Annotated in this window: 15 protein-coding genes; 11 read left to right on the top strand and 4 right to left on the bottom strand. The window is 66.7% G+C overall.

Annotated elements, in window-relative coordinates:
• The first annotated feature begins 166 nt into the window (after nucleotides 1–166).
• The 11 genes from gltB to ACYJP6_RS16405 all read left to right on the top strand — a co-directional run bounded on the left by gltB (nucleotide 167) and on the right by ACYJP6_RS16405 (nucleotide 15,849).
• A complete protein-coding gene (gene gltB, locus ACYJP6_RS16455; protein ID WP_459476087.1) occupies nucleotides 167–4,615 on the top strand; it encodes a glutamate synthase large subunit in 4,449 nt (1,482 codons plus the stop codon).
• A gap of 90 nt (nucleotides 4,616–4,705) precedes the next feature.
• Entirely contained in the window at nucleotides 4,706–6,124 is a 1,419-nt protein-coding gene (locus ACYJP6_RS16450) for an FAD-dependent oxidoreductase (RefSeq protein WP_459476086.1), read from the top strand.
• 190 nt (nucleotides 6,125–6,314) lie between these two features.
• Nucleotides 6,315–6,755, top strand: coding sequence for a cyanase (gene cynS, locus ACYJP6_RS16445; RefSeq protein ID WP_459476085.1), 441 nt, complete (start codon nucleotides 6,315–6,317; stop codon nucleotides 6,753–6,755).
• Between the two features lie 96 nt (nucleotides 6,756–6,851).
• Nucleotides 6,852–7,919, top strand: coding sequence for a uroporphyrinogen decarboxylase (gene hemE, locus ACYJP6_RS16440; protein WP_459476084.1), 1,068 nt, complete (start codon nucleotides 6,852–6,854; stop codon nucleotides 7,917–7,919).
• 92 nt (nucleotides 7,920–8,011) lie between these two features.
• On the top strand, nucleotides 8,012–9,025 hold the full coding sequence (locus tag ACYJP6_RS16435) for an Ldh family oxidoreductase (RefSeq protein ID WP_459476083.1): 1,014 nt from the start codon (nucleotides 8,012–8,014) through the stop codon (nucleotides 9,023–9,025).
• Nucleotides 9,026–9,136: 111 nt separating this feature from the next.
• Entirely contained in the window at nucleotides 9,137–10,660 is a 1,524-nt protein-coding gene (locus ACYJP6_RS16430) for an MFS transporter (RefSeq protein WP_459476082.1), read from the top strand.
• A gap of 191 nt (nucleotides 10,661–10,851) precedes the next feature.
• Nucleotides 10,852–11,325 carry an RNA pyrophosphohydrolase gene (locus ACYJP6_RS16425; RefSeq protein WP_007161635.1) on the top strand — a complete coding sequence of 158 codons (474 nt, stop codon included), beginning with the start codon at nucleotides 10,852–10,854 and terminating at the stop codon, nucleotides 11,323–11,325.
• A gap of 111 nt (nucleotides 11,326–11,436) precedes the next feature.
• The gene (gene ptsP, locus ACYJP6_RS16420) at nucleotides 11,437–13,716 is read left to right on the top strand and encodes a phosphoenolpyruvate--protein phosphotransferase (protein WP_145007596.1); all 2,280 of its coding nucleotides are present in this window, start codon (nucleotides 11,437–11,439) and stop codon (nucleotides 13,714–13,716) included.
• Nucleotides 13,717–13,792: 76 nt separating this feature from the next.
• Nucleotides 13,793–14,575, top strand: coding sequence for a sulfite exporter TauE/SafE family protein (locus ACYJP6_RS16415; RefSeq protein ID WP_459476222.1), 783 nt, complete (start codon nucleotides 13,793–13,795; stop codon nucleotides 14,573–14,575).
• 19 nt (nucleotides 14,576–14,594) lie between these two features.
• Complete coding sequence (lgt, locus tag ACYJP6_RS16410) at nucleotides 14,595–15,407, top strand: prolipoprotein diacylglyceryl transferase (protein ID WP_459476081.1); 813 nt, start codon at nucleotides 14,595–14,597, stop codon at nucleotides 15,405–15,407.
• Nucleotides 15,408–15,489: 82 nt separating this feature from the next.
• A complete protein-coding gene (locus ACYJP6_RS16405) occupies nucleotides 15,490–15,849 on the top strand; it encodes a multidrug transporter (RefSeq protein WP_459476080.1) in 360 nt (119 codons plus the stop codon).
• A 16-nt stretch (nucleotides 15,850–15,865) separates the two neighbouring features.
• Here ACYJP6_RS16405 and ACYJP6_RS16400 read toward each other — a convergent pair whose 3' ends face one another.
• The 4 genes from ACYJP6_RS16400 to rsmD all read right to left on the bottom strand — a co-directional run bounded on the left by ACYJP6_RS16400 (nucleotide 15,866) and on the right by rsmD (nucleotide 18,373).
• Nucleotides 15,866–16,117, bottom strand: a complete 252-nt coding sequence (locus ACYJP6_RS16400) for a YfhL family 4Fe-4S dicluster ferredoxin (RefSeq protein WP_007161640.1) — start codon at nucleotides 16,115–16,117, stop codon at nucleotides 15,866–15,868.
• Nucleotides 16,118–16,216: 99 nt separating this feature from the next.
• Nucleotides 16,217–16,702 carry a pantetheine-phosphate adenylyltransferase gene (gene coaD, locus ACYJP6_RS16395; protein WP_459476079.1) on the bottom strand — a complete coding sequence of 162 codons (486 nt, stop codon included), beginning with the start codon at nucleotides 16,700–16,702 and terminating at the stop codon, nucleotides 16,217–16,219.
• Nucleotides 16,703–16,802: 100 nt separating this feature from the next.
• On the bottom strand, nucleotides 16,803–17,807 hold the full coding sequence (locus ACYJP6_RS16390) for a hydrolase (protein WP_459476078.1): 1,005 nt from the start codon (nucleotides 17,805–17,807) through the stop codon (nucleotides 16,803–16,805).
• Nucleotides 17,804–18,373: a 16S rRNA (guanine(966)-N(2))-methyltransferase RsmD gene (rsmD, locus tag ACYJP6_RS16385; protein ID WP_459476077.1), complete on the bottom strand. Its 570-nt coding sequence runs from the start codon at nucleotides 18,371–18,373 to the stop codon at nucleotides 17,804–17,806. The genes ACYJP6_RS16390 and rsmD overlap by 4 nt, the downstream gene beginning before the upstream one ends.

The following is an 18,373-nucleotide window of genomic DNA, read 5'->3' as shown; positions in this document are numbered from 1 at the left end:
CGGGGCTTTCTGTTTTGCGTCATGCAATTTTCATCAGGTGTCATCGGTATTTGTCGAAGGCGTTTTTTTCGATACACTGGTCAGCCTTTGACTGTCCGAAAAAAGTTCAAACAAACGGACCGTTTTGTGATGCCTTCGCAACAACCTGATTGCCGGTGAGAGCGCTATGAAAGCAGGCCTGTTCAATCCCGATAGCTTCAAGGACAACTGCGGCTTCGGCCTGATCGCCCATATGCAGGGCGAGCCCAGCCATGACCTGCTGGAAACGGCCATCGAAGCCCTGACCTGCATGACCCACCGGGGCGGTATCAACGCCGACGGCAAGACCGGCGACGGTTGCGGTCTGCTCATGCAGAAGCCGGACGCCTTCCTGCGCGCCATCGCCCAGGAGCAGTTCGGTGCCGAGTTGCCCGAGCAGTACGCCGCCGGCGTGGTGTTCTTCAACCAGGACGAAGCCCGCGCCGAGCAGGCCCGTGCCAACATGAACCTGGAGATCGAGGCCGCCGGCCTGACCCTGGTCGGCTGGCGCAAGGTGCCCATCGATACCTCCGTGCTGGGTGAACTGGCCCTGGCGCGGTTGCCGCGCATCGAGCAGGTGTTCGTCGCCGGTCCCGGTCTCGACGACCAGCAGTTCGCCGTCAAGCTGTTTTCCGCCCGCCGCCGCTCCTCGGTGCGCAACGCCGAGGACGCCGAGCACTACATCTGCAGCCTGTCGTCGCGGGTCATCGTCTACAAGGGTCTGATGATGCCGGCGGACCTTGCCGCCTTCTATCCGGACCTCGGCGATCCGCGCCTGGCTACCGCCATCTGCGTGTTCCACCAGCGCTTCTCCACCAACACCCTGCCGAAGTGGCCGCTGGCGCAGCCCTTCCGCTATCTCGCCCACAACGGCGAGATCAATACCATCACCGGCAACCGCAACTGGGCCCAGGCGCGGCGGACCAAGTTCGTCAACGAACTGATCCCGGACCTCGATCAGCTCGGTCCGCTGGTCAACCGCGTCGGTTCCGATTCCTCCAGCATGGATAACATGCTGGAACTGCTGGTGACCGGCGGCATGGACCTATTCCGCGCCGTGCGCATGATCATTCCGCCGGCCTGGCAGAACGTCGAGACCATGGACGCCGATCTGCGCGCCTTCTACGAATTCAACTCCATGCACATGGAGCCCTGGGACGGTCCGGCCGGCGTGGTGCTGACCGAAGGTCGCTACGCGGTCTGCCTGCTCGACCGCAACGGCCTGCGCCCGGCGCGCTGGGTGACCACCAAGAACGGCTACATCACCCTGGCCTCGGAAGTCGGCGTCTGGAACTACCAGCCCGACGACGTCATCGCCAAGGGCCGGGTCGGCCCGGGCCAGATCCTCGCCGTGGACACCGAGACCGGTGAGGTCTTGCAGACCGACGACATCGACAACCGCCTGAAGGCACGCCACCCCTACAAGCAGTGGCTGCGCAAGAATGCCATGCGCATCCAGGCGACCCTGGACGACAACGATCACGGTTCGGCCTTCTACGACCAGGATCAGCTGCGCCAGTACATGAAGATGTTCCAGGTCACCTTCGAGGAGCGTGACCAGGTGCTGCGCCCGCTGGGCGAGCAGGGCCAGGAAGCTGTCGGCTCCATGGGCGACGACACGCCCATGGCGGTGCTGTCGCGGCGCATCCGTTCGCCCTACGACTACTTCCGCCAGCAGTTCGCCCAGGTCACCAACCCGCCGATCGACCCGCTGCGCGAGTCCATCGTCATGTCCCTGGAGACCTGCCTGGGTGCCGAGCGCAACGTCTTCGAGGAAACCGCCGAGCACGCCGATCGCGCCATCCTGAGCAGCCCGGTGGTCTCGCCGGCCAAGTGGCGGACCATCCTCAACATGCCCAAGCCCGGCTTCGAGCATGTCAAGATCGACCTCAACTACCCCGAGTCCATGGGTCTCGAGGCGGCGCTGCGCAACATCGTCGAGCAGGCCGAGGAAGCCGTGCGCGCAGGCAAGGTGCTGCTGGTGCTGACCGATCGCCACATCGAGCCGGGCAAGCTTCCGGTGCACGCGGTGCTGGCCACCGGCGCCGTGCATCACCATCTGGTCAACCTGGGGCTGCGCACCAGCAGCAACATCCTGGTGGAGACCGCCACCGCCCGCGATCCGCACCACTTCGCCGTGCTGCTGGGCTTCGGTGCCACCGCGGTCTATCCGTTCCTGGCCTACGAGGTGTTGGGTGACCTGATCCGCACCGGCGAGGTGCTGGGCGATCTCTACGAGGTGTTCAAGTACTACCGCAAGGGCATCACCAAGGGCCTGCTCAAGGTGATCTCCAAGATGGGCATCTCCACCGTCGCTTCCTATCGCGGCGCCCAGCTGTTCGAGGCCGTGGGCCTGGCGGACGAGGTCACCGACCTCTGCTTCCCCGGCGTCACCAGCCGCATCAAGGGGGCGCGCTTCGTCGACCTGGAAGCCGAGCAGAAGCTGCTGGCCGGTGAAGCCTGGAACAACCGCAAGCCGATCCAGCCGGGTGGCCTGCTCAAGTTCGTCTATGGCGGCGAGTACCACGCCTACAACCCGGACGTGGTCAACCTGCTGCAGGCGGCCGTGCAACAGGGCGACTACGCCAAGTTCCGCGAATACACCGCACTGGTGGACCAGCGCCCGGTGGCCATGATCCGCGACCTGCTCAAGGTCAAGACCAGCGACCAGCCCCTGGCGCTGGAAGAGGTCGAGCCGCTGGCCAACATCTTCACCCGCTTCGATGCCGCCGGCATCTCCCTGGGTGCCCTGTCGCCGGAAGCCCACGAGGCCCTGGCCGAGGCCATGAACCGCCTGGGCGGGCGCTCCAACTCCGGTGAGGGTGGCGAAGACCCGGCGCGCTACGGCACCGTCAAGAGCTCCAAGATCAAGCAGGTGGCCACCGGCCGCTTCGGCGTGACCCCCGAGTACTTGGTCAATGCCGAGGTGCTGCAGATCAAGGTGGCCCAGGGTGCCAAGCCGGGCGAGGGCGGCCAGCTGCCGGGTGGCAAGGTCAACGGCCTGATCGCCAAGCTGCGCTATGCGGTACCTGGCGTGACCCTGATCTCGCCGCCGCCGCACCACGACATCTATTCCATCGAAGACCTGTCGCAGCTGATCTTCGACCTCAAGCAGGTCAACCCCCAGGCGCTGGTGTCGGTCAAGCTGGTGTCCGAGCCTGGCGTGGGCACCGTGGCCGCCGGCGTGGCCAAGGCCTATGCCGACCTCATCACCATCTCCGGCTACGACGGCGGCACCGGCGCTTCGCCGGTGACCTCCATCAAGTACGCCGGCTCGCCCTGGGAGCTGGGCCTGGCCGAGGCGCACCAGACGCTGCGTGGCAACGACCTGCGCGGCAAGGTGCGGGTGCAGACCGACGGCGGCCTGAAGACCGGCCTGGACGTGATCAAGGCGGCCATCCTCGGCGCCGAGAGCTTCGGCTTCGGCACCGCGCCGATGATCGCCCTGGGCTGCAAGTACCTGCGCATCTGCCACCTGAACAACTGCGCCACCGGCGTGGCCACCCAGAACGACCGGCTGCGCAAGGAGCACTTCATCGGCACGGTGGAAATGGTGATGAATTTCTTCACCTTCATCGCCGAGGAGACCCGCGAATGGCTGGCCAAGCTGGGCGTGCGCAGTCTGGGCGAGCTGATCGGCCGTACCGATCTGCTGGAGATCCTGCCGGGCGAGACCGCCAAGCAGCAGCACCTGGACCTGACCCCGCTACTGGGCAGCGACCATATTCCGGCCGAGAAGCCGCAGTTCTGCCAGGTGGAGAAGAACCCGCCGTTCGACCAGGGGCTGCTGGCCGAGGAAATGGTGCGCATGGCGCTGCCGGGTATCGAGCAGCTCGAAGGCGGTGACTTCAGCCTGAGTATCGGCAACTGCGACCGCTCCATCGGTGCCCGTATCTCCGGCGAAATCGCCCGGCGCCACGGCAACCAGGGCATGGTCAAGGCGCCGGTGACCTTCCGCTTCAAGGGCACCGCCGGCCAGAGCTTCGGCGTCTGGAACGCCGGCGGTCTGCATCTGTATCTGGAAGGCGACGCCAACGACTACGTGGGCAAGGGCATGACCGGCGGCAAGCTGGTGATCACCCCGCCCCAGGGAGCGGGCTTCAAGAGCCAGGAGTCGGCGATCATCGGCAACACCTGCCTCTACGGCGCCACCGGTGGCAAGCTGTTCGCCGCCGGTACCGCCGGTGAGCGTTTCGGGGTACGTAACTCCGGGGCGCACACCGTGGTGGAAGGCACCGGCGACCACTGCTGCGAGTACATGACCGGCGGCTTCGTCTGCGTACTGGGCAAGACCGGCTACAACTTCGGCTCGGGCATGACTGGCGGCTTCGCCTACGTGCTGGACCTGGACAACGGTTTCTACGACCGGGTCAACCACGAGTTGGTGGAGATCCAGCGCATCAACAGCGAGGCCATGGAAGCCTATCGCAGCCACCTGGAAGGGGTGCTGGCCGAATACGTGCGCGAGACCGGCAGTGCCTGGGGCAGCCATCTCCATGAAAACCTGGACGACTATCTGCGCAAGTTCTGGCTGGTGAAGCCCAAGGCGGCAAGCCTGGCCTCGCTGCTGGTCAGCACCCGCGCCCGTCCGGAATAACGACTTCGATGCCGGCTCCCGAGGGAGCCGGTTTCACCGTGCTAGCTCGTGGCGCCCAGCTGATGGGGCGTCGCTTCAAGAGGTTTGGAAATGGCTGAACGTCTGAACAACGACTTCCAGTTCATCGAGGTCGGACGCAAGGATCCGAAGAAGAAACTGCTGCGCCAGCGCAAGAAGGAATTCGTCGAGATCCACGATCCCTTCAAGCCGCAGCAGGCCGCCGAACAGGCGCACCGCTGCCTGGGCTGTGGCAACCCCTATTGCGAATGGAAGTGCCCGGTGCACAACTTCATTCCCAACTGGCTCAAGCTGGTGTCCGAGGGCAACATCCTGGCGGCGGCGGAACTGTCGCACCAGACCAACACCCTGCCCGAGGTCTGTGGCCGGGTCTGCCCGCAGGATCGTCTCTGCGAGGGCGCCTGCACCCTCAACGATGGCTTCGGCGCGGTGACCATCGGTTCGGTGGAGAAGTACATCACCGACACCGCCTTCGCCATGGGCTGGCGCCCGGACATGTCCAAGGTCAAGCCCACCGGCAAGCGCGTCGCCGTGATCGGCGCCGGCCCGGCCGGCCTGGGTTGCGCCGACATCCTGGTACGCAACGGCGTGACCCCGGTGGTGTTCGACAAGCACCCCGAGATCGGCGGCCTGCTGACCTTCGGTATCCCCGAGTTCAAGCTGGAGAAGACCGTGCTCAGCCGCCGCCGCGAAGTCTTCGGCGGCATGGGCGTGGAATTCCGCCTCAACACCGAGGTGGGCAAGGACGTGACCATGGAACAGCTGCTCGAGGAATTCGATGCGGTCTTCCTCGGCATGGGCACCTACACCTACATGAAGGGCGGCTTCCCTGGCGAAGACCTGCCTGGCGTGCACGATGCCCTGGATTTCCTGGTGGCCAACGTCAACCGTAACCTCGGCTTCGAGAAGGATGCGGCCGACTTCGTCGACATGAAGGGTAAGCGCGTAGTGGTCCTGGGTGGCGGCGACACCGCCATGGACTGCAACCGCACCTCCATCCGCCAGGGCGCCAAGAGCGTGACCTGCGCCTACCGCCGCGATGCCGCCAACATGCCGGGCTCGCGCAAGGAAGTGAAGAACGCCAAGGAAGAGGGCGTGAAGTTCCTCTTCAACCGCCAGCCCATCGCCATCATCGGCGAAGACAAGGTGGAAGGCGTCAAGGTGGTGGAAACCCGCCTCGGCGAGCCCGATGCCCGCGGCCGTCGCAGCCCCGAGCCGATTCCCGGCTCCGAGGAGATCCTGCCGGCCGAGGCGGTGGTCATCGCCTTCGGTTTCCGCCCCAGCCCGGCGCCCTGGTTCGAGCAGTTCGGCATCGACCTCGACAGCCAGGGCCGCGTGGTGGCGCCTGGTCTCGGTGAGTTCAAGCACCAGACCAGCAATCCGAAGATCTTCGCCGGTGGCGATATGGTGCGCGGATCCGACCTGGTGGTGACCGCCATCTTCGAAGGCCGCAACGCCGCCGAGGGTATCCTCGACTACCTCGGCGTCTAAGCCGCCCCGGATGGGAAAAAGCCTACCGGCGCCGAGCCGGTCGGCTTTTTTCTTGGGCGTCGTTCGGCGGCGGGGCCGCTTTCTGGTGCAGTCCGGGGTGTCACCAGCGCTCCGGGCTGCCAGTTCACGCGCCTGACGGGCCTGGCACAGGGCCTGCAGAGAACCCGGCTCCTTCCTGCGAGGTACTGCCATGAACAAGCCCGAAATGACCTCCGCCATCCTGGCCGCCAAGCAGCGTCTCGGCCTGAGCTGGGCCGCGATCGCCGCCAGCCTGGAAATGTCGCCGGTCTGGACCACCTCCGCCTGCCTAGGCATGAACAGCATGCCGCCGGCGGTGGCGGAGCGTCTGTGCCAGGTGCTGGAGTTGCCGGACGAGGTGTCCCTGGCGCTGCAAGCCTTTCCGCACAAGCACTGGGACAAGGCCGTGCCGACCGATCCGCTGATCTATCGCTTCTACGAGATGATCAACGTCTACGGCGATACCATCAAAGCCCTGATCCATGAGGAATTCGGCGACGGCATCATGAGCGCCATCGACTTCAGCATGGATATCTCGCGGGTGGCCGATCCCAAGGGTGACCGGGTGCAGATCGTCCTCAACGGTAAGTTCCTGCCCTACAAGAGCTGGTGAGCCGATCGCCGCGATAGACAAAAGGCACGCCCTGGCGCCGTGCCTTTTGCCAGCCGCTTTGCGACAATGCCGGCACTTTTGCTGCCGGATGTCGCCATGACCGCCCTGAAGAACGACCGTTTCCTGCGTGCCCTGCTCAAGCAGCCGGTGGATGTCACCCCGGTGTGGATGATGCGCCAGGCCGGACGCTATCTGCCCGAGTACCGCGCCAGCCGGGCGCGTGCCGGGGACTTCATGAGCCTGTGCAAGAACCCGCAGTTCGCCTGCGAGGTGACCCTGCAGCCGCTTGAGCGCTATCCGCTGGATGCGGCCATCCTCTTCTCCGACATCCTCACCATCCCCGATGCCATGGGCCAGGGCCTGTATTTCGAGACCGGCGAGGGGCCGCGCTTTCGCAAGGTGATCGATACCCCGGCCGACATCGAGGCCCTGCCGATCCCCGATGCCGAAAGCGACCTGGGCTACGTCATGGACGCCGTGCGCACCATCCGTACCGCGCTGGATGGCCGGGTGCCGCTGATCGGCTTTTCCGGCAGCCCCTGGACCCTGGCCACCTACATGATCGAAGGCGGCTCCAGCAAGGACTTCCGCAAGGCCAAGGCCATGCTCTACGACACCCCCGCGGCCCTGCACCTGCTGCTGGACAAGCTGGCCCAGGCGGTCACCGCCTACCTCAACGGCCAGATCCGCGCCGGCGCCCAGGCGGTGCAGATCTTCGATACCTGGGGTGGCAACCTCTCGGCGGCGGCCTACCAGGAATTCTCCCTGGCCTATATGCGCAAGATCGTCGCCGGCCTGATTCGTGAGCACGAGGGGCGCCGGGTGCCGGTGATCCTCTTCACCAAGAACGGCGGACTCTGGCTGGAAAGCCTGGCCGACAGCGGTGCCGAGGCCTTGGGCCTGGACTGGACCTGCGACATCGGCGAAGCCCGTCGGCGGGTCGGCAGCAAGGTCGCCCTGCAGGGCAACATGGACCCCAGCGTGCTCTACGCCAAGCCGGCGGCCATCCGCGCCGAGGTGGGGCGCATTCTGGAAAGCTATGGCCAGGGCAGCGGCCACGTCTTCAACCTCGGCCACGGCATCACCCCCGAGGTGGACCCGGCCCATGCCGGAGCCTTCATCGCCGCCGTGCACGAATTGTCGGGGCGCTACCACCAGGGCTGACTGTGCCGGGATCGGCACGACCGCTCCCAAGTCGAGCGAGCGGGTCGTGACCGGTTGCGGCATAGTCGGGGTTTTCCCGATGGAGCGCCGCCATGGCCCAGATGACCCCGGAAAACCTGCAGCACCTGGCCGAAGAGGTGCTCGCGGCCCATGGCTTCAGCCCGGCGCAGGGCGCGGCCATCGCCGCGGTGATGGTGGCCGGGCAGCAGGATGACTGCGCCTCCCACGGCATCTATCGGCTGCTGGGCATCATCAAGACGCTCAAGGCCGGCAAGGTGGTGGCGGATGCCCAGCCCAGAGTCGAGGACGTGGCCCCGGCCATCGTTCGGGTCGACGCGGGCGGCGGCTTCTCACCGCTGGCCTTCGAGACGGGTCTGCCCCTGCTCGACGCCAAGGCGCGCAGCTGTGGCCTGGCAGCCCTGGCGATCAACAATTGCGTGCACTTCTCGGCGCTCTGGGTGGAGATGGAAGCCCTCACCGCCAGGGGGCTGGTGGCCCTGGCCTGCAATCCGACCCAGGCCTATGTCGCCCCGGCCGGCGGTCGTCGCCCGCTGTTCGGTACCAATCCCCTGGCTTTCGGCTGGCCGCGGCCCGAAGGTCCGCCCTTCGTCTTCGATTTCGCCACCAGCGCCGTGGCCCGTGGCGAGATCGAATTGCATCGTCGCGCGGGCAAGGCCCTGCCCGAGGGCTGGGGCGTGGATGCCGAGGGCGCGCCCAGCAACGATGCCCGCACCGTGCTGGAGGAGGGCGCCATGCTTACCTTTGGCGGTCACAAGGGCTCGGCGCTGTCGGCCATGATCGAATTGCTCGCCGGTCCGCTGATCGGCGATCTCACCAGTCCGGAGTCTTCCGCGGTCGACGCTGGCGCGGGCGGGCTGCCCTATCACGGCGAACTCATCCTGGCCTTCGATCCCCAGCGCTTTCTCGGCGCCGCGGTAGCCGACTACCAACAGCGCGCCGAGCAGTTGTTCGCCGGCATCGAAGCCCAGGGCGCCCGCCTGCCGTCGCAGCGCCGCTATGCCGCGCGGAAGCGCAATACCACCCGCGGCTGGCTCGAGGTGCCGGACGAACTGCTGGCCGACGTCCGGGCACTGCTGCCGGGCTGATCCGGGACGCGATCCACATCACCTGGAGGAGACTGCGACAACGCCGTCGCTGAACCCCACCCCGGACGCAGGGTCCACGGCTGGCCCCCTTAGTGCCAGCCCTGGGTCTCCATGTACGCCGACGACACCGATCGCCCCCACCACCGCGGCCTCCTGCTGCTGAGCATCACCCTCATGGTGCTGGTGTACTTTCTCGACAACCTGTCCATCGCCCTGGCCAATCGTTACGTCTATGGCGGCCTCGGCATCGACCAGCGCAGCTATTCCCTGGCCACCGCCTGCTACAGCGCCGCGGTCATCCTCACCAGCGCGCCGCACCAGTGGTTCGCCCAGCGCCTGGGCTATCGCAACCTGATCTTCGCCGCGGTCGGCATCCATCTCGTCGGGCAGGTGTGCTGCCTGGTCGCCACCGACCTGCCGACCTTCATCGCCGGGCGCGTCCTGATGGGCGCCGGCGCCGCCACCTTCTTCGCCGGGGCGCGGGTGCTGGTGCAGATGTATTTCTCCGGCCCCCAGTTGCCGACCGGGATCCGCGCCTTCGCCTCCGGCGTGCCCCTGGGCGGGGCGCTGGCCTCCTTCACCACCGCGGAGTTGCTGGAAGGCCATCAGTGGCGGGCGATCTTCCTGGTGCCGGCGCTGGCGTGCCTGCTGGTGGCGGTCTGCGTCTGGTTGTCCCTGCCGCGGCGCTCCCATCCGCTGCAGAATTCCGGCGCGCCTTCGCTGCTGTCCATGGTGCTGCTCGCCGCCGGTAGCCTGCTGCTCACCACCACCACCCAGCGGCTGGCCTTCGACTTCTTCAGCGATGGCCCGTGGCTGGCGCTGGAGCTGCTGCTGGGGGCGGCCCTGCTCGGGCTGTACGTCTACTACGAGCGCGGCCTGGCGCGGCCGACGCTGGACTTCAAGCATGCCATCACCCCCGGCTTTCTCGCCGGCATGCTGTTCATGATGCTCAACTACTTCCTGCTCGGCGCCTACAACTTCATCATCCCCCAGTACGTGGTCAACGGCCTGCAACTGCCGGTCTATACCGCCGGGGGCGTCATGGCGCTGGGCTGGCTGTGCGGCCTGGCGCCGCTGTTGATGATCACCTCGGTGCGGCTGCGCGAGCGCTTCCCCTGGGGTGGCTTCCGCAAGTACCTGGTGGCCGGCTACCTGCTGCTGGCCGGCTATGGGTTCTGGATGGTGCGCCAGCACGCCGACGTGCCGCTGTTCCAGCAACTGGTCCCGGGGCTGATGATGCACGGCACCTACCTGATCGGCACCTTCGCGGTGATCATCATGTACACCTTCATGCGCGTCGAGCCGGCCTATTTCAGCCAGGCCTACCAGATCAAGAACATGACCCAGCAACTGGTCATGCCCATGGGCATCGTGCTGTCCAACGTCTTCCTGCAATGGCGCGACGCCTTCCATGCCACGGTGCTCAGCGCCGCCGTTACCCCCTATGCCCAGACCTACCAGGCCTATGGCGAGCGCTATCGGCAGGCCACCGGTGCCGACAGTGCCCTTGCCCAGATCTCCAGCCTGGTCACCCGCCAAAGCCAGGTGCTGGGCTATCTCGACTATTTCTGGCTGGTCGGCTGGGTCGGTCTGGCGCTGGCCGCTTACATGGCCGTGCAGCGGCATTTCCGCTAGGGCGCCGCGATTGCCCGCCCTTAAGCCGACGTTCAGCTAGCGAGCACCATAATGCCGGCTTTTGCAGGCGGCAGTGGCCGCCTGGAGACGGCGTCGGTCGGCCGCACCGCAGTCGGTCCGGAGCTTGCATTGCTGGGCTGTCGGGCTTTGTGGAACAATGCGGGCAACGACAATTTTCAAGGGTGGCAGCCGTGATCGACGCTGATGGTTTTCGCCCCAATGTCGGCATCATTCTCGCCAACGATGCCGGCCAAGTACTGTGGGCCCGCCGGATCAACCAGGATGCCTGGCAGTTTCCCCAGGGTGGGATCGATGACCGGGAAACGCCCGAAGAGGCGCTGTACCGGGAGCTGAACGAAGAGGTGGGACTGAGTCCCGATGATGTCCGTATCCTGGCCTGTACCCGCGGTTGGCTGAGGTACCGGCTGCCGCAGCGCATGGTGCGTACCCACAGCCGTCCGCTGTGCATCGGCCAGAAGCAGAAGTGGTTCCTGCTGCGGCTGACCGCGGAAGAGCAGCGTGTGCGCATGGATGTCACCGGCAAGCCGGAATTCGATGGCTGGCGCTGGGTAAGCTACTGGTACCCCCTGGGCCAGGTGGTGACCTTCAAGCGAGAGGTCTATCGGCGGGCGCTCAAGGAGTTGGCACCCCGCTTGCTGGCCTGATTACCGGTACGGCCGGTGCGAAAGAGGTGAGGAGAAGCTGTGGTCATGCAGGATGAACGACACGTGATGCACGCCGGCGAGTCCGCCGGGCGTCGACTGCGGAGGCGCTAGATGCTTGCAGTTCTGCGCAAGATCGTCCAGGAGGTCAATGCCGCCAAGGATCTGGGGTCGGCACTGTCCATCATCGTGCAGCGTGTCCGCGCGGCCATGCAGTCGCAGGTCTGCTCCGTCTATCTGCTCGACCCGGACACCAACCGCTTCGTGCTCATGGCCACCGAGGGCCTGAACAAGAAGTCCATCGGCCGGGTCAGCATGGCGCCCAACGAGGGCCTGGTCGGCCTGGTCGGCACCCGCGAGGAGCCGCTCAATCTCGAGGACGCCGCCAGCCATCCCCGCTTCCGCTATTTCGCCGAGACCGGCGAAGAACGCTACGCCTCCTTCCTCGGGGCCCCCATCATCCACCACCGCCGGGTGATGGGCGTGCTGGTGGTGCAGCAGAAGGAGCGCCGCCAGTTCGACGAGGGCGAGGAAGCCTTCCTGGTGACCATGAGCGCCCAGCTCGCCGGGGTCATCGCCCACGCCGAGGCCACCGGGACCATTCGCGGCCTGGACCGGCAGGGCAAGGGCATCCAGGAAGCCCGCTTCGTCGGCATCCCCGGTTCGCCTGGCGTCGGTGTCGGCAAGGCCGTGGTGGTACTGCCGCCCGCCGACCTCGAAGTGGTCCCGGACAAGACCGTGACCGACATCGACGCCGAGCTGCAGCTGTTCCGCACCGCCCTCGAAGGGGTGCGGGCGGACATGAAGGCGCTCTCCAAGCGACTCTCGACCCAGCTGCGCAAGGAAGAGCGGGCGCTGTTCGACGTCTACCTGATGATGCTCGACGACGCCGCCCTCGGTAACGAGGTGACCACCATCATCAAGAGTGGCCAATGGGCCCAGGGCGCCCTGCGCCAGGTGGTAATGGAGCACGTCCAGCGTTTCGAGCTGATGGACGACGCCTACCTGCGCGAGCGGGCCGCCGACGTGCGCGACCTGGGTCGCCGGCTGCTGGCCTACCTGCAGCAGGCCCACCAGGCCTGCCTGATCTATCCCGAGAACACCATCCTGGTCAGCGAGGAACTCTCGCCGGCCATGCTCGGCGAGGTCCCCGAGGGGCGCCTGGTCGGCCTGATCTCGGTCCTCGGCTCCGGCAACTCCCACGTCGCCATCCTGGCCCGCGCCATGGGGGTGCCCACGGTCATGGGCGCGGTGGACCTGCCGTATTCCAAGGTGGACGGCATCGACCTCATCGTCGATGGCTACCACGGCGAGATCTTCACCAATCCGTCGCCGACGCTGATCAAGCAATACGGCGACGTGGTGGAAGAAGAACGCCAGCTGACCCAGGGCCTCGACGCCCTGCGCAGCCTGCCCTGCGAGACCCTCGATGGCCACCGCATGCCGCTGTGGGTCAACACCGGCCTCATGGCCGACGTCGCCCGCGCCCAGCAGCGCGGCGCCGAAGGGGTCGGGCTGTACCGTACCGAAGTCCCCTTCATGGTCAACGAGCGTTTCCCCAGCGAGAAGGAGCAGCTCTCCATCTATCGCGAGCAGCTGGCCGCCTTCCATCCGGCGCCGGTGACCATGAGGACCCTGGACGTCGGCGGCGACAAGGCGCTGTCCTACTTCCCGATCAAGGAAGACAACCCCTTCCTTGGCTGGCGCGGCATCCGCGTCACCCTCGACCACCCGGAAATCTTCCTGGTGCAGACCCGCGCCATGCTCAAGGCCAGCGAGGGCCTGAACAACCTGCGCATCATGCTGCCGATGATCTCCGGCGTGCACGAGGTGGAGGAGTCCCAGCACCTCCTGCACCGTGCCTGGTGCGAGGTGCGCGACGAAGGCGTCGACATCCCCATGCCGCCGGTGGGTGTCATGGTCGAGGTGCCCTCGGCGGTCTACCAGGCCCGTGACCTGGCGCGCCAGGTGGACTTCATCTCGGTGGGCTCCAACGACCTTACCCAGTACCTGCTGGCGGTGGATCGCAACAACCCGCGGGTAGCCGATCTCTACGACTACTTCCACCCGGCGGTGCTACAGGCGCTGCAGCAGGTGGTCGACGGCGCTCACGCCGAAGGGGTGCCGGTGAGCATCTGCGGCGAGATGGCCGGCGATCCGGCGGCAGCCGTGCTGCTCATGGGCATGGGCTTCGATACCCTGTCGATGAACGCCACCAACCTGCCCAAGGTGAAGTGGCTGCTGCGCCAGGTCACCCTGGAGAAGGCCCGCGAACTGGTCCAGCAGATGCGCCAGATCGATAACCCCCAGGTCATCCACAGCGCCCTGCACCTGGCCTTGCGCAACCTCGGACTGGGCCGGGTGATCAACCCGGCAGCCAGCGTCCAGAACTGAGCGTGCCAGGCGGGGGCATCGCTTCCCGCCCGGCAGGTAGCGGCGTACCATGCCGCTTCTTGCGCCCGAGGTGATGATGGATCTGTTGCTCTTCCTGGTTCTCGGTGCCTGCGCCGGGGTACTGGCCGGCCTGTTCGGGGTCGGTGGCGGCCTGATCATCGTGCCGGTGCTGGTCTACAGCTTCACCGCCAAGGGACTCGCGCCGGACATCCTCACCCACCTGGCCGTGGGGACTTCGCTGGCCACCATCGTCTTCACTTCGCTCAACTCGGTCTGGGCCCATCATCGACTCGGCGCGGTGCGCTGGCGGCTGTTCGCCTGGATGGCGCTGGGCATCGTCTTCGGCAGCGCCCTGGGCGCCGTCACCGCCGCCGCCATCCACGGACCGCTGCTGCAGAAGATCATCGGTACCTTCGCCATCCTGATCGCCCTGCAACTGGCGCTGGACCTGCGGCCGCGGGCCCAGGCCCGCGAGCCGGGCAAGCCGGCGCTGACGTTGGCAGGCGTGGTGATCGGCTGGGCCTCGGCGATCTTCGGCATCGGCGGCGGCTCGCTCACCGTGCCCTTCCTGGTCTGGCGCAGCCTGTCGATGCAGCAGGCGGTCGCCACCTCGGCGGCCTGTGGGCTGCCCATCGCCCTGTCCGGCGCCCTGTCGTTCATCGTCGTCGGCTGGCAGGAGCCGGGGTTGCCGGCCTGGAGCCTGGGCTACGTCTATCTCCCGGCGCTGCTGGGCATCGCCCTGACCAGCATGTTCTTCGCCCGTTTCGGCGCCCGCCTGGCCCATCGCCTGTCGCCCCGGTTGCTCAAGCGCCTGTTCGCGCTGCTGCTGTTCGGCGTCGGTCTCAACTTCCTACTTTGATCCCTTCCAAGGAGGCACCATGCTGCCGTATCCGCAAATAGACCCAGTGGCCCTGTCGCTGGGGCCGCTGAAGATCCACTGGTACGGCCTCATGTACCTGGTGGGGATCGGCGGCGCCTGGTGGCTGGCCAAGCGCCGGCTGAATCGCTTCGATCCGCGCTGGACCAGCGAGACCCTCTCCGACCTGGTGTTCTGGGTGGCGCTCGGGGTCATCGCCGGCGGGCGCTTGGGCTATGTGCTGTTCTACAACCTGGCGGAGTACATCGCCAATCCGACGCTGATCTTCGAGGTCTGGAAGGGTGGCATGTCCTTCCATGGCGGCCTGCTCGGGGTGATCCTGGCGGTCTGGTGGTTCGGCAAGCGCCACAACAAGGGCTTCTTCGAGCTGATGGACTTCATCGCCCCGCTGGTGCCCATCGGCCTCGGCGCCGGCCGCATCGGCAACTTCATCAATGCCGAACTCTGGGGCAAGCCCACCGATGTGCCCTGGGCGATGATCTTCCCGCCCTACAGCGATCCGGCCCAGCTGCCGCGCCATCCTTCGCAGCTCTACCAGTTCGCCCTGGAAGGGGTGGCGCTGTTCGTGATCCTCTGGCTCTATTCGCGCAAGCCGCGGCCGACCATGGCCGTGTCCGGCCTATTCGTGCTCTGCTATGGCATCTTCCGCTTCATCGTCGAATTCGTCCGGGTGCCCGATGCCCAGCTCGGCTACCTGGCCTGGGGCTGGCTGACCATGGGGCAGGTGCTCTGCGTGCCCATGGTGCTCGGCGGTATCGCGCTGATGGTCTACGCCTACCGTCGCGCGCCGCAGCCGGTCGTCCGTACCGAGTGACGTCTGGGGGCCGCCCGCATGACAAGTGCGGGCGGCCTGTTATAGTTCAGGGACCACCACAACCGCGCAAGGGATCAGCCGTATGAATCCGTTCCGTAGCCTGGCGGCCGTGCTGGCCCTGGCATTGACCTGCCAGGTCATGCCGGCACAGGCGCAGCAGGCCCAGGGTGACGTCACCGAGTACCAGACCGCCGACCAGGCGTTCGGTGAAGCCCAGGCGCCAGAGGCCTTCTCCATGATCGGTGATCTGTTGATCGCGCGGCCGTTGCTGATCGCCGCCACCGTGATCGGGGCGGGTGCCTTCGTGGTGAGCCTGCCGTTCACCGCCGCGGGCGGCAATGTCGGCAAGGCCGGCAAGGCGCTGGTGGTCGAACCGGGCAAGGCGGCCTTCGTGCGCTGCCTTGGCTGCACCCAGAGCGGTTACGGCCGTACCAACGAATAGGGCGTAAGGCCAGGTATCAGGCCTGGCCGCTGATCTTCAGGTACTTGTCGTGCAGCTGCTCCTTGGTCTCGACATGGTTCTCGTCGAGGGGGATGCAGTCCACCGGGCACACCTGCTGGCACTGGGGTTCGTCGTAGTGGCCCACGCACTCGGTGCAGAGGTTCGGGTCGATCACGTAGATCTCCGCACCCTGGGAAATGGCGCCGTTCGGGCACTCGGGCTCGCACACGTCGCAGTTGATGCAATCGTCGGTAATGATGAGGGACATCGTCGGCTCCTCGCCCCGCGGACACGTGGCGATTCAAAAGTCAGGCGCGCATTTTGCCCCATCCGCGCGCCGGCTGCACCCGACAGTCCTTGGGGTTAATCAGTCCGCCGGCGCAAAACGCTCCAGCAACGCCTGGTGCACAGTGGGATGGACGAATTTGGTCACGTCGCCGCCGAGCGCCGCGATTTCCCGCACCAGGGTGGAAGACAGGTAGGAGTAGTGTTCCGAGGGGGTCAGGAACATGCTCTCGGCCTGGGGTGCCAGCACCCGGTTCATGTTGGCCAGCTGGAATTCGAACTCGAAGTCCGACACCGCGCGCAGGCCGCGCAGGATGATGGTCGCCTGCTGTTGCTCCACCAAGGTGGCCAGCAGGCAGCTGAAGCCGATCACCTCGACGTTGGGCAGGTGCGCCGTCACCGCCTTGGCCAGTTCCACCCGGCGCTCGAGGGGGAACAGCGGATTCTTCTTGGGGCTGGCGGCCACCGCCACCACCACTTCGTCGAACAGCCGCGAGGCGCGCTCCACCAGATCGCCATGGCCCTTGGTGATGGGGTCGAAGGTGCCGGGGTATAGCACTCGGTTCATGACGCTGTCCTGGGGGGCGAAGCTGTAGGGGCTTGGATGGTAGCTCAGGGGCGGGAGGAGGCCAAGGCGACCAGCGCCAGGATCGCCGACCCGTGGGCGTTTATCGGCCGGATGGCGGTGGCAGCTGGCTGACCAGCCAGTCGGGAATGCGTCTTTCCAGGTAGTAGTCGGGGTCGCGGAAGGTGCCGCCGACGAAGCCGACGTGGCCGCCATGGCGCAGGCGCTCGAACAGGGTGCCGGGGGCCAGCTCGGCGCGGGCGGGCAGGGCATCGGCGCCGATGAAGGGATCGTCCTCGGCCTGGATCAGCAGGGTGGGGATGCGGATGCCGCCCAGGTAGTAGCGGCTGGAGGCCTGGCGATAATAGTCCCGGGCATCGCGGAAACCATGCAGGGGCGCGGTGTAGCGGTCGTCGAAGTCCCAGAAGGTCTTGAGTCCCTCGGGTGGTCCCAGGCGCGCGAGGAGTTCGTGCTGCTCGGGATGCCGCTCGCGGTCGAACAGCGCCTGTTTGTCGCGCACATAGCGCGCCAGTTCGCGGATGAAGTGCCGCTGGTAGAGGCGCGAAAAGCCGATGCCGATGCGATCGGCGCAGAGGTCCAGGCGAAAGGGCACCGAGACCGCCGCGGCGGCGCGCAGGCCACTGTCGGCGCCGCGCTCGCCCAGGTACTTGAGCAGCACGTTGCCACCCAGGGAAAAGCCCACCGCGAACAGCGGAGCTTCCGGGCGACTGGCCCGCAGATGGCGGACTACCGCCGCCAGGTCGTCGCTGACGCCGGAATGGTAGCCACGCGGCAGCCGGTTGGGCTCGCCGGAGCAGCCACGCCAGTTGAGGCCGACGCTGGCCCAGCCGCGGGCGGCGAGGGCGAATTGCAGGCCGAGCACATAGTGCGAACCGGAGCTGCCGGTGAGGCCATGGGCGATCAGCACCAGCGGTACCTGGGGATCCTCGGCGTGGTACCAGTCGAGGTCGAGGAAATCGCCATCCTCCAGCCACAGTCGTTCCCGCGGCCGGGTGATGGGGGGCAGCCGCCGCCACAGCGAGCCCCAGAGGGTCTGCAGGTGCGGGCCGGGCAGCCAGGGCGCCGGCCGGAAGGGGGCGCTGGTCACGCTTGGCGGTGCCAGAGGGCGTAGTGGACGTTGCCGGTCTTCTTCTCGCGGTGCAGGTGCCAGGTCGCCGGCAGGGTCAGGCACGAAGGCTGGGTTTCGCTCTCGGTGTAGATCCAGGCGTCCGCGGCCAGCCAGCCGTTGGCTTCCAGGGCCGCGCAGGCCGGCTCGAGGAGCTCCTTGCCGAAGGGCGGGTCGAGAAAGACCAGGTCGAAGGTCGCCTCCACCGGCTTGGCCAGGGCCTGCAGGGCATCGGTCTGACGTACCTCGGCCTGGCTGCAGTCAAGGGTCTGCAAATGGCTACGCAGGGCATTGGCCGCCTGGGCGTTGAGATCGAAGGCCAGGGCCTGGCTGGCGCCGCGGGAGAGGGCTTCCAGCAGCAGGGCGCCACTGCCGGCGAAGGGATCGAGCACCCGGGCACCGGGGGTGACGGGCGCCAGCCAGTTGAACAGGGTCTCACGGACCCGGTCCGGGGTGGGTCTCAGGCCTAGGGCATCGGGAAAGACGAAGCGCCGGCTGCGCCAGTCGCCACCGATGATGCGCAATTGGTTGGCGGTCTTCTGGGCCAT

The organism is Pseudomonas sp. No.117 (assembly GCF_054558395.1).
The sequence above is the reverse complement of the archived record's forward strand: the minus strand, read 5'-3'. Positions and strand labels throughout refer to the sequence as shown.